12 protein-coding genes are annotated in these 13,462 nt (G+C 46.6%); 10 read left to right on the forward strand and 2 right to left on the reverse strand.

The genetic code is table 11. From position 1 onward, the window contains the following. Positions 1-2: 2 nt before the first annotated feature. A complete protein-coding gene (hutH, locus tag ACFPIB_RS14145) occupies positions 3-1,493 on the reverse strand; it encodes a histidine ammonia-lyase (RefSeq protein WP_378018112.1) in 1,491 nt (496 codons plus the stop codon). A gap of 259 nt (positions 1,494-1,752) precedes the next feature. Beyond that, positions 1,753-3,132, reverse strand: a complete 1,380-nt coding sequence (gene hisS / locus ACFPIB_RS14150) for a histidine--tRNA ligase (protein ID WP_378018113.1) — start codon at positions 3,130-3,132, stop codon at positions 1,753-1,755. A 149-nt stretch (positions 3,133-3,281) separates the two neighbouring features. Here hisS and ACFPIB_RS14155 point away from each other — a divergent pair, with 149 nt between their 5' ends. The 10 genes from ACFPIB_RS14155 (at position 3,282) to ACFPIB_RS14200 (ending at position 13,372) form a co-directional block, all read left to right on the forward strand. Then, complete coding sequence (locus ACFPIB_RS14155; protein ID WP_378018114.1) at positions 3,282-3,737, forward strand: nucleoside deaminase; 456 nt, start codon at positions 3,282-3,284, stop codon at positions 3,735-3,737. A gap of 398 nt (positions 3,738-4,135) precedes the next feature. Continuing rightward, entirely contained in the window at positions 4,136-5,605 is a 1,470-nt protein-coding gene (locus ACFPIB_RS14160; RefSeq protein WP_378018115.1) for a CoA-acylating methylmalonate-semialdehyde dehydrogenase, read from the forward strand. Between the two features lie 167 nt (positions 5,606-5,772). Further along, on the forward strand, positions 5,773-6,117 hold the full coding sequence (locus ACFPIB_RS14165) for a hypothetical protein (RefSeq protein ID WP_378018116.1): 345 nt from the start codon (positions 5,773-5,775) through the stop codon (positions 6,115-6,117). A 122-nt stretch (positions 6,118-6,239) separates the two neighbouring features. After that, positions 6,240-7,592, forward strand: coding sequence for an aminotransferase class III-fold pyridoxal phosphate-dependent enzyme (locus ACFPIB_RS14170; RefSeq protein ID WP_378018117.1), 1,353 nt, complete (start codon positions 6,240-6,242; stop codon positions 7,590-7,592). A 478-nt stretch (positions 7,593-8,070) separates the two neighbouring features. Next, a complete protein-coding gene (locus ACFPIB_RS14175; RefSeq protein ID WP_378018118.1) occupies positions 8,071-8,445 on the forward strand; it encodes a hypothetical protein in 375 nt (124 codons plus the stop codon). A gap of 140 nt (positions 8,446-8,585) precedes the next feature. Then, entirely contained in the window at positions 8,586-9,332 is a 747-nt protein-coding gene (locus tag ACFPIB_RS14180) for a hypothetical protein (protein WP_378018119.1), read from the forward strand. A 96-nt stretch (positions 9,333-9,428) separates the two neighbouring features. Continuing rightward, on the forward strand, positions 9,429-10,331 hold the full coding sequence (locus ACFPIB_RS14185; protein WP_378018120.1) for a hypothetical protein: 903 nt from the start codon (positions 9,429-9,431) through the stop codon (positions 10,329-10,331). A gap of 185 nt (positions 10,332-10,516) precedes the next feature. Beyond that, positions 10,517-11,014 (forward strand): hypothetical protein, encoded by a 498-nt coding sequence (locus tag ACFPIB_RS14190; RefSeq protein ID WP_378018121.1) that lies wholly within the window; start codon positions 10,517-10,519, stop codon positions 11,012-11,014. Positions 11,015-11,411: 397 nt separating this feature from the next. Continuing rightward, complete coding sequence (hydA, locus tag ACFPIB_RS14195) at positions 11,412-12,791, forward strand: dihydropyrimidinase (protein ID WP_378018122.1); 1,380 nt, start codon at positions 11,412-11,414, stop codon at positions 12,789-12,791. A gap of 20 nt (positions 12,792-12,811) precedes the next feature. Then, positions 12,812-13,372 carry a hypothetical protein gene (locus tag ACFPIB_RS14200; protein ID WP_378018123.1) on the forward strand — a complete coding sequence of 187 codons (561 nt, stop codon included), beginning with the start codon at positions 12,812-12,814 and terminating at the stop codon, positions 13,370-13,372. Positions 13,373-13,462 lie beyond the last annotated feature (90 nt).

Below are 13,462 nucleotides of genomic sequence, written 5' to 3' on the forward strand. Positions count from 1 at the left end.
AATTAAAACGAAAGCTTAAAGTTATGAATGAAGTTTACCGAGTTTTTGATGTCATAATGCAGCACCCGGTCTTTGGTAACGAACGAAACTTTCTGGCGGTATGCTTCCAGCACAGAATTTAATTTCTCCGACGTTTTCAGAGGTTTCCGGAATTCGATGGCCTGCGATGCGTTGAACAACTCGATGGCTAAAATGCTTTCCAGGTTTTTCACCACTCTATAAGCTTTGGTAGCTCCATTAGAACCCATGCTTACGTGATCTTCCTGGCCGTTGCTGGAAACAATAGAATCTACCGAAGCCGGCGTGCAAAGCTGTTTGTTCTGGCTTACAATGCTGGCAGCGGTATATTGTGGGATCATAAAACCGGAATTCAAACCGCTTTCCGAAACCAGGAACTCCGGCAGATCGCGCAAACCGGAAATTAACTGATAAGTTCTTCTTTCAGAAATATTTCCCAGTTCCGCTAGCGCAATGCAAAGCAGATCCAACGCAATCGCCAAAGGTTGACCATGGAAATTGCCTCCGGAAACGATCAGGTCTTCTTCCGGAAAAACGTTCGGGTTATCGGTTACAGAATTGATCTCGGTAGTAATTACGTCGTTCGTATAACGAATGGCATCTTTGCTGGCCCCATGCACCTGCGGAATGCAACGGAAGGAATACGGGTCCTGCACATGCTTTTTCGGACTTGCAATCAGCTCGCTGCCTTCCAGTAATTCCCGGAAACGTTCCGCCGTTTGCAACTGCCCGGCATGAGGACGCACTTTGTGAATTAAATGATTGAACGGATCTAACCGGCCGGAAAAAGCTTCCAAAGAGATCGCCCCGATCACATCGGCCATGTTCGAAAGATGATTCGCCTGCAAACAGCACCAAACGCCGTACGCGCTCATAAACTGGGTACCGTTCAGCAATGCCAGACCCTCTTTTGCTTTAAGTGAGATCGGTTTCCAGCTGAACATATCCAGAATGTCTTCACCTTTCAAACGGTAACCTTCGTAGTTCACCTCGCCCAAACCCAGCAGCGGCAAACACAAATGCGCCAGCGGTGCTAAGTCGCCGGAAGCACCCAACGAACCCTGCTGATACACCACCGGATAAATGCCACGGTTATAGAACTGCACCAGCCGCTCCACCGTTTCCAGTTGCACTGCGCTGTGGCCATATGCTAAACTTTGAATTTTCAGCAGCAACATGATCTTCACCACTTCCTGCGGTACTTCTTCGCCGGCGCCGCACGCATGGCTCATCACCAGATTCACCTGTAATTGCCCCAGATTTTCCGGCGAAATACTTACTTTATACAGCGATCCGAACCCGGTATTAATGCCGTAAATCGGCGCATCCGAATTTTCGATCTTCTTATAAAGGTACTCGTGGCAATCCACAATTTTTTTCTTCGCTTCTTCGCTAAGCGCTAGAGTTTTTCCCTCAGATAGGATAGCGTTTATGTCTTCTAAAGAGAGTTCGGCAGTAGAGATATGGTGAACCATTAGTTAATGTGCTAATTTTTTAATGTGCTAATGTGCTATTGATCGAAGGTAGTAAAATAACCACCCCAAACCCCTCCTTGAAAAGGAGGGGAGCTTTTTCGCAGGTGTAATTTATTTTAATTTAAATTTTCCACGTTTCCCGAAAGCTCCCCGCCTGGACAGGAGGGGTTGGGGGTGGTTGATTTCAAGGCAGAGAAGAATGAATCAAGTAGCCAACTAAGTTCAAGCTAAAAACCTAAATCTTTTCTCCATCAAACTCCTAAATATTATCCGCAGCAATAATTTTCATTACCTGATCCAGAGTGAAATTTTCCTGAGTGCCGGTCTGCATATTCTTCAGATTCAACAAACCGGTTTCCATTTCTTGCGAGCCAATCAGAAGCACATAAGGAATATTGTTGTTATCCGCGTAGGTCATTTGTTTTTTGAGCTTGGCAGCTTCCGGGTATAGTTCAGTGGCAATGCCGTTTTCGCGGAATTTCTGGAGAATTGGCAATGAGTACAATTCAGATTCCTTATCGAAATTCGAGATCAACACTTTGGTGCCGCTTGCTACAGTTTTGTCGAAAAGTTGCAGTTCTTCCATCACGTCGTAAATGCGGTCTACGCCGAAGGAAAAACCAACGCCAGAAACGTTCGGTAAGCCAAACATGCCCGTCAGGTTGTCGTAACGGCCGCCGCCGGAAATGCTACCCATCTGCACGTTATTCACCTTTACTTCAAAAATGCAGCCGGTGTAGTAGGAGAGGCCGCGGGCCAGCGTGGTATCGAGCTCTACTTTGGCGGTTTTGATCTGGAAATGCTTCAGATAGCTGAATACTTCGCGTAATTCGGTCAGGCCGCGTAAGCCTTCTTCGCTGTCTACCAATTCCGGATCAAGTTGCTCCAAAACGCTATCGTTTTCGCCCGAAAAACTCATGAGCGGCCGCAGCCTTTCAATGGATTTCATGGCAATGCCGCGCTCGATCAGTTCTTTTTCCACGCCTTCCTGGCCAATTTTGTCGAGCTTATCGATGGCCACGCAAATTTCGCCTTCGCGGCCTTTTTCGCCGATGGCTTCGGCAATGCCGGCCAGAATGCCACGGTGGTTTATTTTAATCGTGAAATCGGTCAAACCTAAGGTCGTCAAAACCTCATCGATCATCAGCACAATTTCGGCTTCACACAGCAGCGAATCGGTGCCCACCACATCGGCGTCGCACTGGTAAAATTCGCGGTAACGGCCTTTCTGCGGACGATCGGCGCGCCAAACCGGCTGAATCTGGTAACGCTTGAACGGAAACGTAATTTCGTTGCGGTTCATCACTACGTAGCGCGCAAATGGCACAGTCAGGTCATAACGCAGCGCCTTTTCCGACACTTTGCGGGTTACTTTTTTATAGCCGTCTTCAAGGTCGTTGAGGGTGACTTTGTTCAGGAAGTCGCCGGAATTCAGTACTTTAAAGATCAGCTGATCGCCTTCGTCGCCGTATTTTCCGGTCAGCACGCTCAGGTTTTCCATGGTGGGCGTTTCCAATGGCTGAAACCCGAAACGCTCGAAGGTATTTTTAATTACCGAGAAAATGTAATTGCGTTTCTGCAGCACTTTCGGCCCGAAATCGCGCATTCCCTTCGGTAACGATGGTTTTTCTATGCTCATTCTATCAAAACAATTTGCCGGCGAAGGTACGAAATATGCGGGTAAATTTTGCCTTTTCAATACGTTGAGAAAAACGATAGGAAAATGAGGCGAAAAAGTCACCGGAAGTGCAGAAAAATCGTACCTTGAGAATTCAACAAAAGCTAAAAATGGACAACAATAATACCCAACAACCAGACGAATTTATGCAAGCAGCCATCGCGGAAGCAAAGCAAGGACGTAACGAAGGCGGCATCCCGATCGGCTCCGTAATTGTGCGCGACGGCCAGATCGTAGGCCGCGGCCACAACCGCCGCGTGCAGCACAATGACCCCATGGCCCACGCCGAGATCGACTGTTTGCAAAACGCCGGCCGCATCGGCAATTACAAAGGCACCACGCTGTATTCCACTTTAATGCCCTGCTATTTATGCGCCGGCGCGGTGGTACAGTTCGGCATTAAAAAAGTAATCGTAGGCGAAAACAAAACCTTCCCCGGTGCCGAAGAATTTATGAAACAGCACGGTGTGGAAATTGTGAACCTGCAAAACGAAGAATGCATGCAGCTGATGGAAAATTTTATCGAAGAGAAACCGGAACTCTGGTATGAAGATATTGGTGAGTAGGGTTGAGGTTTTATGATAAGTTGAATATGGAAACTCACAGAACTTTCAACTGAAATCAAACTGATCATCAAGTTTACGAAATTCAATTTATCTGGTCATTCCGAGCAACGTCGAGGAAACTTATACATACTCCTAATGAATTTTGAACGACTGAGCGATAAATTCCTATCCTTTGGGTGCGGTACGCGATAGTTCCCTCGACTAGCTCGGGATGACCGAAAAAAACGATAGGGTTTTAAGTCGAAAAACTCACAAAAGCGGCCTTATAAGTTCCCTCGGCTAGAGCTCGGGATGACGTAATAATTAAGTTCATTAACTAAAACAACCCTTCATTCTTCTGAGCCAAATAATTAAATTCCACTAAAAAACGCTATCTTCCATACCTAAAAAACTACCCCATGGAAACCGCTCAATTGCTTTACCCGGAAGTGCGAAATTACATTGCCGGAAACTTCACCAGTTCTGAGGCACAGACGTTAGAAGTGATCAGTCCGCTGGATGGCAGCATGCTTTCTACGGTACCGCTTTCGGGGCAAAAAGAACTCGATGAAGCGGTAAAAGCGGCCCAGGCGGCTTTCCCGAAATGGTCGGCGATGCCCATAAAAGAACGGGTGCAGATCTTTTACCGTTACAAAACCCTGCTGGAGCAAAACCTGGAAGAACTCACCGAACTGGTGCACCGCGAAAACGGCAAAACCATGGGCGAGGCCAGGGCCGAAGTAGAAAAAGCAATTGAACTGACCGAGTTTGCCTGTTCGCTGCCGCAGCTCGTAGCCGGCGAAATTCTGGAAGTGAGCGCCGGGGTGGAATGCCGTTTAGAGAAAAAACCGTTGGGCGTTGTAGCCAGCATCACCCCGTTCAACTTCCCGAACATGGTGCCGCACTGGACCATCCCGAACGCCCTGGCTTTAGGCAATTGCCTGATCCTGAAACCTTCCGAAAAAGTGCCGATCTCTGCCAACCGCATTGCTGAATTACTGACCGAAGCCGGTTTGCCGGCCGGGGTTTTTAACGTGGTAAACGGCGCCCAGGAACTCGTAGAAGCCATCTGCGACCATCCGGATATTCAGGCGGTTTCGTTTGTGGGTTCTACCAAAGTTGCCAAAATTGTGTACCGCCGCGCCACCTCCAATTTAAAACGATGCGTAGCTTTGGGCGGCGCCAAAAACCACTTAATTGTACTCCCAGATGCGAACGTAGCCTTAACCGCCGCCGGCGTAGCCGCGAGCATGTCGGGGTGTGCGGGGCAGCGTTGCATGGCCGGTTCGGCAATGGTAGGCGTGGGCCCGGTAGATGCGATTATCGAGCAGATCGTAGCCGAAGCAAAGAAAATAATTCCCGGCGAAAACCTCGGTTCGGTTATTTCCAAAGAAGCCAAAGAGCGCATAGAACGCTATATTTCCGAAGCCGAAAAGTCGGGCGCAAAAGTGCTCGTGGACGGCCGGAATGCAACCGTAAAAGGCAAAGAAAACGGCTACTACGTCGGCCCGACCATCATCGATTTTGTAACGCCCGATATGGCCATTGCGCAGGAAGAAGTGTTTGGTCCGGTGCTAGCCATTATCCGCGCCAAAACGTTGGATGAAGCTCTGCAAATCGAAAACCAATCGAACTACGGAAATGCGGCTTCGGTCTTCACGCAAAGCGGCGGACTGGCGCGTTACGTCATAGAAAATGCCAGCGCCGGTATGATCGGGGTAAACGTAGGTGTACCCGTTCCCCGCGAACCCTTCTCCTTCGGCGGCTGGAACGAATCCAAGTTCGGCACCTGCGACATCACCGGCAAAAGCTCCATCGAATTCTGGACGCAACTGAAGAAAACGACGACGAAATGGAATCCGGAAGCGGGAATAAATTGGATGAGTTGATTCTTTTCGTCATCCCGACAAGAGGAGTGATCTCCTCAAATTGGTAGTAACTTTTAAGCTGGCTTCCTACCTTCCTCATGGGATCTCTCCCTGCGATCGAGATGACGAAAAAACTAGGGTATTTACCTGAAAAACTCAAGGCATTCTAACAATTAACCTTAGAAACTATGCAATTCCTAAAAGCCATCATCCTTTCCGCATTCCTGTTCTCAGCATTTGCTTTCAGCGAAAAAGACCAACCAGATTTTATCGGAACCTACGGCATCTCAAAAAACTACCCGGTGAAATATGAGCTGAAAATAAACGCGGACCATACTTTTACTTACCAGGATTTTACGAACCCGAATAACAAGATCGAAGCCCGCGGAATCTGGGAATTAAAGAATGATAAACTCCTGCTGCAGGAAAAATCAGAAGCTTTTCCGTACGGAACCAAATGGAAAATCGAAAAAGACGGCAAAGCCGTTCGCACCAGAAAAGGCCTGGAATTTATCCGGTTAGCAAAGCTGTAGATTTAGCTTTGGTCAAAAATTTCCAACAGTTTGAAAATGCAGTTTTCTACGAAAAAACGCTATGGTTTTCCCCAAAAAAAGTCAAACCATTTAACAGTTAAACCATTTAACAATTTTAATAGATGGAACCAGTCCTCACTTTCGAACGCGAAGAAATTGTAGCCAATAACCTGAAGCACACGCTCTTTTCCTGGCAGAAACAAGCCGGTTTAAAACCGCTCGTGATAGACAAAGCCGAAGGCGTGTACATCTGGGACATGAACGGCAAACGCTACCTCGATTTTTCGTCGCAGCTGGTGAACATGAACATTGGGCACGGCCGGCCGGAAATTGCCGAAGCGGTTTACAAGCAGATGCAGGAAGTGAGTTACGTGTACCCCGGCATGGTTACCAAAGTGCGCGGCGAACTTGCGAAAAAACTGGCCGAAGTGGCGCCCGGAAACCTGACCAAAACCTTCTTCACGCTAGGCGGCGCCGATGCCATTGAAAATGCCATAAAACTTGCACGGTTGCATACCGGCCGTCATAAAATTGTAGCGCTTTACCAAAGTTACCACGGCTCCACCAACGGTGCTCTAGCCGCCGGCGGAGACCCCAGAAAACTGCAGGTAGATTCCCAGCAAATGCCGAACGTAGTGCACGTGGAAAACCCGTATTTCTACCGCTGTCCGTGGCATTCCGAAACCGAAGAAAAGTGTCGCGACCACGCTCTTGAGCACTTGGAAAGGGTAGTGGGCTACGAAGGTCCGGGCAACATTGCGGCGGTAATTATGGAAGGCGAAAGCGGAACATCCGGCTGCATCAAATACCCGAAAGGCTACCTCAAAAAGGTAAAACAGCTCTGCGAAAAACACGGCATTTTATTCATCGCCGACGAAGTGATGAGTGGCTTTGGAAGAACCGGGAAATGGTTCGGCGTACAAAACCACGACGTAGAACCCGATCTGCTCTGTTTCGCCAAAGGTGCTACTGCCGGTTACCTGCCCTTGGGCGGGTTAATGGTTTCCGATGAAATTGCCAAAGCCTTCGACGACAAGCCTTTGCCACTCGGTTTAACCTATTCCGCGCACCCGGTTACCTGCGCAGCCGGCGTAGCCGTTATGGAAGTTTACGAAAAAGAAAACCTTGTAGCACGCGCCGCAGAATTGGGAAACTACATCGAAGTCAAGGTTGCCGAACTCATGCAGAAACACCAAAGCATCGGCGATTTCCGGAATACCGGTTTATTAGGCTGCCTGGAACTGGTAAAGAACCGCGAAACGAAAGAACCCATGGCGCCCTGGAATGCCAACGCTTCGGAAATGAGCGTTATGAACCAGGTACAAGCCAAACTTTACGAACTCGGTATGTACACCATGGTGCGCTGGAATTTCGTGTTCATTGCACCACCGCTCACCGTTACTGAAGCGCAAATTGACGAAGGACTGGCAATTATTTCCGAAGCCCTGAAAATTGCGGATACTGCTTGTAAGTAAAGGCTTGAATTAATTTTAGAAGTTAACGCTTTTACAAACCTGTCATCCTGAGCACAATTGAGCGCGGGAGCGCGAAGATTGCGAGCGTAGCTCTGAAGGACCTTGTTGGCTGCCAGTAGAACGAAGCAAGAAAAAGTTCTCCCCTGAATTAGGGGAGGATTTAGGTGGGGTTAAAACGCTATGCTTTAAAGCCCTAAAAGTCAAAGCCAAAAAATAACGATACCACTCAAAGCCAACAAGGTCCTTCAGAGCTACGCTCGCAATCTTCGCGCTCCCGCGCTCAATTGTGCTCAGGGTGACAGGTTTTATTGACTTTACTTTATAATTTCTCTCTTCCTCCCAAAACGCTATCCTTTTAGCCCCTAAAACTGACTGCGCGCATGAACCGGCCTGATTGTTATCAGTTTCCTGAAAATAAAGGGCTTTGAGTCTTTTTTATCCGGATTCCGTAGTATCTTTGCATAGAAATAAATGCGCCGTGAGAGCTTTGTCCGTAATATTGTTGAGTCTTGTTATTTTGCTGCAGCCGCTGAGTAAGCTGGTGTTGGTTGCCGAATATCAGGTGAACAAAAATTACATTGCGGAATTCTTTTGCGTAAATAAAAGTAAACCCAAGCTGAAGTGCGAAGGAAAGTGCCAGCTCAGCAAAGAGCTGAAAGAAGCCGATGCTCACGATAAAAACCATCCGACGCCGGTAAAGAATTTGCAGGAAGTGCTCTATTTCTGCCAGGCAACCCCCACTTTTTTATTTCATTTCCCTACCATTTTTAACGCAGATTTTCCAACCTTTTCTACTTCGGAAGTATCGCCTCCGGTTTTCGGGATTTTTCATCCGCCCTGTTTTACGGTTTAATTTCTTAGCCTTTTTGCGCCTTTACCATTCCTGATTTATGCAGCATGCAGGCCTGCTTTATGCTGCCTTTTCTAATTCCGGAAAAGTGTTTGCAGCTTCCTTAAGATTTACCTTTAAAACAACATTATAAAATTACCACGATGAAAAATTTCAAGTTAAAACCTGCTATATATTCGCTATTATTCCTTTTTTCTGCCGCTACAGTTTCTTCCTGCGGTCATAACGACGACGATGTTGAGGTTGTTCCGGCAAAAAATGAAATTACAATTACCGCACCGCAGGATGGCGGAATTGTGAATGCCGGCCAGTCGGTTGCCATTACCGGATCGATTGTAGGCGAAAAAGAGATACACGGCTACAAAATTTCTGTGCGTCAGAAATCAGATAATACGGAATTGTTTACCAAAAGCGTGCACGACCATGCCGCGAAGCTCGATATTAATCAGATCTGGACGCTCGATACCGTTGCCAGACACAAAGAACTGGAGCTGGAGATCTTAGCAACCTTAGACCACGACGGAAAAACGTTAAGCAAGAAAATTACGCTTCATGCTTTGCCAGCCGGCGTTCACAACGTGGGTACCATCACCATTACTTCGCCAACCAATATGCAGATGGTAAGTTCAAACCAAACCCTTAAAATTAACGCTACTATTACCGGTTTGGCGAATATTCACGGCTATACTTTATACATCCGGAATAAAGATACCGGCGCAGAATTGTTAAAAAAAGAAGTGCACGATCACGCCAAATTAATTACCATTTCTGAAACCTGGACGGCGCCGGTTGTAACGGCTCACACCAATCTGGAACTTGAAATTGTAGCTGCCCTCGATCATGATGGCGGCACGATCAGTAAAAAAGTTGACTTCCACGCAATGCCATAATTTTCTGGTAAACAGGTCGGGGCGAGTGTCTCGGACTTTTTAACCTGAAAAAGATACCGTTTTTAAAGCGGTCTGAAAATTTAAAATGCATTAGCTATGTTGAAGAAAATAATATTGGCGGGCTTAAGTGGCCTGCTGTTTATGGGCGCGCAAAAGGCACAAGCCTGCGATGCCTGTGGTTGCGGGGTGGGAAGTTACCAGTTCGGAATTCTACCGCAGCAAACCAAAAATTTTGTGGGCATCCGTTACCTGCAGAAATCTGATAAAACCACACCTATACACGGTTCACAATCGGAGGAATCATTCCGGAGTACCGAGGTCTGGGGCCGTTTTTACCCGCTAAAACGCGTGCAGGTTTTAGCGCTGTTGCCTTATAATTACAACTTCCAGAAAAGCGACGAAAAGAATACACAGGTACATGGTTTAGGCGATGCTCTGGTGCTGGTAAATTACAACCTGCTCAACAATGCCGATAGCCTCTACGAGAAAGTAAAACACAATCTGTTTATTGGCGGCGGAGTGAAATTGCCAACCGGCCACTTCGAGCGGAAAGCAGAAGGTGCTGCCCTGAATCCGAATTTGCAGCTCGGTTCCGGCAGTCTCGATTTTGTAGCCAACGCCATGTACACCGTACGTTACGATAAAATTGGTCTGAACACGAACGTTACCTATAAGTACAACACAGTGAATAAAAACGATTTTCGCTTTGGCAATAAATTCGGCGCCGGAACGGTATTGTTTTCGGTACTGAAAGTAAAGGAAATGGCCATTATGCCGAACGCTGGTTTCAGTACAGAATTAACCGCGAAAGATATTTCTTACGGTGATGTTTTAACTGAAAGCGGCGGCTATGTAAACATGGTAAGCGTAGGTTCCGAATTCTATTTCAAGAATTTTTCTATGGGCGTAACCGGTCAGAAACCGGTTTCCCAAAAAGTATCTGACGGCTACGTAGAAACCGGCAACCGTTTATTAACGCACCTCACGTTTATGTTTTAAAAAACGGTAGCTTTTTTGCCTTAAAAAGTAAAGCAGCCCTGAAGTTTTCAGGGCTGCTTTTTTATTGGTACGCATCTTGCCACAAGCATATTAACGTTAACTTTGTCCGGTCCGGGGAGTTTTTTTTGCCCAGGCAACTATTACCCTTAAAAGATCATCTGTTAAAAAAAATAATGTACTTAGCCATGAAAAAACTAATCTACGCCTGCTTGCTACTATTCGTCGTTTCCAGCTGCACCATAAACGAACATGATATGCCCGGCCCGATGGGTCCTCCGGGCCCACCCGGCAATGCCAACGTGATCAGCACCGAACACATCACCCTGAATACCTGGCGCTACAGCAATCAATTTAACTGGTATTCCGCCGATATAAACGTGCCAGAAATATCCGCCGATATTGCCGATTTCGGTTTGGTAATGGTTTACCAGCGCATAGCCAATGGCCCCAACCCAGTCTGGATCCCGCTACCCGATACCTACGGCAACGTAACTACGAATTTCGATTTTTACCGCGGTGGCGTTACCGTTTACAGCTTCAATGTAGATAATACCTTGCCCATTGCACCAACCGGCATGGTGGTGCGCATCGTAGTAATCCCGGATTCTTTCCGCAAAGCCAATCCGGATGCCAACTGGCAGAACTACGAAGCAACGAAGGAAATTCTGAAACTTCAGGATTAAGTTTCCGAGAAAAGTCCTCCTTCGGAAGGGGTAGGGGGAGGATTTCACGCGTTGCAGATTTTGTAATTTTAATCATTGCTTATTCTGATTTATAAATCCGAAAACTTCCTGTACCTACTGCTTTTTCGGATATTTTTATCCGAAAAACTTCCTATAGCGGATTTATGAATCCGCGTTTGAAAGCATGCAAACCAATAAACGCGGGTGAGTAGACAAGAAACAGGCGGCTTCCGGATCGATAAATCCGGAAGAGCGTTTGAAATTACTTTCCCAAAAAACGCTTCTTTTTTACCCTAAAAACTCAAAGCAGCCCGGTTTTACGGGTTGCTTTTTTTATTTGCCCATTCTTGAAAAAATCAGCACCTTTATTCCTTATACCTTAACTTCTGAAAACGCTATGAGTACCCTGATAAAAAACGGCCGCATTGTAACCGCAGATTCCGATTTTACCGCCGATCTTTTCATTGAAGGCGAAACGATCTCTCAAATTGGTAAAAACCTGAATGTAACCGCCGACGAAGTGATTGACGCAACTGGCTTAATGGTTTTCCCCGGCGGCATCGATCCGCACGTGCATTTAAGCATGCCGTTCATGGGTACTTTTTCTTCGGATGATTATACCACCGGCACCCGCGCCGCTTTGTTCGGCGGCACCACCACCGTTATCGATTTTATCCTGCAAACCCAGGGAAAATCACTGCGCCACGCCTTTGAAGAATGGAGCGGCCGCGCCAATGGCAACGCAGTCGGTGATTATTCCTTCCACATGGCCGTTACCGATTTCAACGAAACCACGAAGCCGGAAATAAAGGAAATGATAGAGGAGGGAATTACGTCTTTCAAAACCTTTATGGCTTACAAAGGCGCGTTAATGGTAGACGACCGCATGATGGTGGCCTTGATGGAAGAAGTGAAAAAACAGGGCGGCATGGTTACCACCCACGCTACCAATGGCGACATGATCGATTACCTGGTAGCCAAAAACCTGAAAGCCGGCAATACCGCACCGTTGTATCATTATTTATCGCAGCCGGAAGTTACCGAAGCCGAAGCCAGCAACCGTTTCGCGGACATGGCCAATTACACCGGCGTTCCCGCTTACATCGTGCATTTAACCTGCGAAGGCGCCCTGAACCACGTGCGCGACGCCGGCAAACGCAACCAGAAAGTAATGGCCGAAACCTGCATCCAATACCTGACTTTAGACGCGAGTTTGTACGAAAAGAATTTTGAAGGCGCCAAATGGGTAATGAGTCCGCCGTTGCGCGAGAAAAAAGACCAGGCTGCGCTTTGGGCCGGGATAAATGCCGGTTTGCTGCAAGTGGTAGCCACCGACCATTGTCCGTTTTTCTGGGAGCAGAAGAAAATGGGCGAACACGATTTCTCGAAGATCCCGAACGGCGCGCCAGGCATTGAACACCGCGTAGAATTGCTGTTCTCGGAAGGCGTTACCAAAGGCCGGATCTCCCTGAACAAATTCGTGGAAGTGATGAGCACCAACGCCGCCAAGATCTTCGGCATGTTCCCGCAAAAAGGCTGCCTCGCCATCGGTTCCGACGCCGACATCCTGCTCTTCGATCCGAACGAAAAACACACCATCTCCGCCCAAACCCACCACATGAACTGCGACTACTCCGCCTACGAAGGCTGGGAAGTTACCGGCAAAACCAAAACGGTATTCCTTAGAGGTAAAAAAGTAATAGCGGAAAATGAATTGCTCGCGGAGAAAGGGTATGGCAAGTTTCTGAAGCGGAATCAGGTTAATGGGGTGATTTAACTAATTTAAACTATTGTGTCATGAGAAGGTCTACTGTTTTAGTTTTCAGTTTATTTTTAAGCTGCTCATTAAATTTAAATGCACAAGTTAAAAATGGAGGTTTATATGATACGTATAAATCTATGCTAACAGTAGAAGATTTATTTCGCCTTCGACAAGGTAAAGAAGTTTTTTTTAAATTTATTGATGAAAGGCCAGGTTTAGCAATCAATGGAGATGTTAGAGTAATTCCGACTAAAATTCTCGGTGAATATAATTTTGTTGAAATAGGTGATTGGAAAAAAGAATATGATTTTGATTTTTCTAATTCAAATAGAGGTCATCATAAAGGCATAATAGTGTATGATAGTCTTGGTCATGTTATTTCCTCTAAAATGTATGAAAGGCTATCTGGTCAGAATCAATATTTTCTGAAAGAGGAATGGACATTGAAGGATGAAATTATTGATGGAATACCTTACCATTATTATTCAATTCAGTCGTATTACAATACAGGTGAATTATGGATTGATACTTTCCAAAGGATATTAGATTATGAGATTCCTCTTAGAAACTGTTTTAAAAGTGAATTAGCGGGATAAAAAAAGTACCCACTTTGGTTAAGAAAGTTATTCGACCAACTATTCAAAACCTCGGTGAGTACCCATCAAAAGAAAGAAAAACGGAAGAGA

Source organism: Adhaeribacter terreus (assembly GCF_042657365.1).
Lineage (GTDB): Bacteria > Bacteroidota > Bacteroidia > Cytophagales > Hymenobacteraceae > Adhaeribacter_A > Adhaeribacter_A terreus.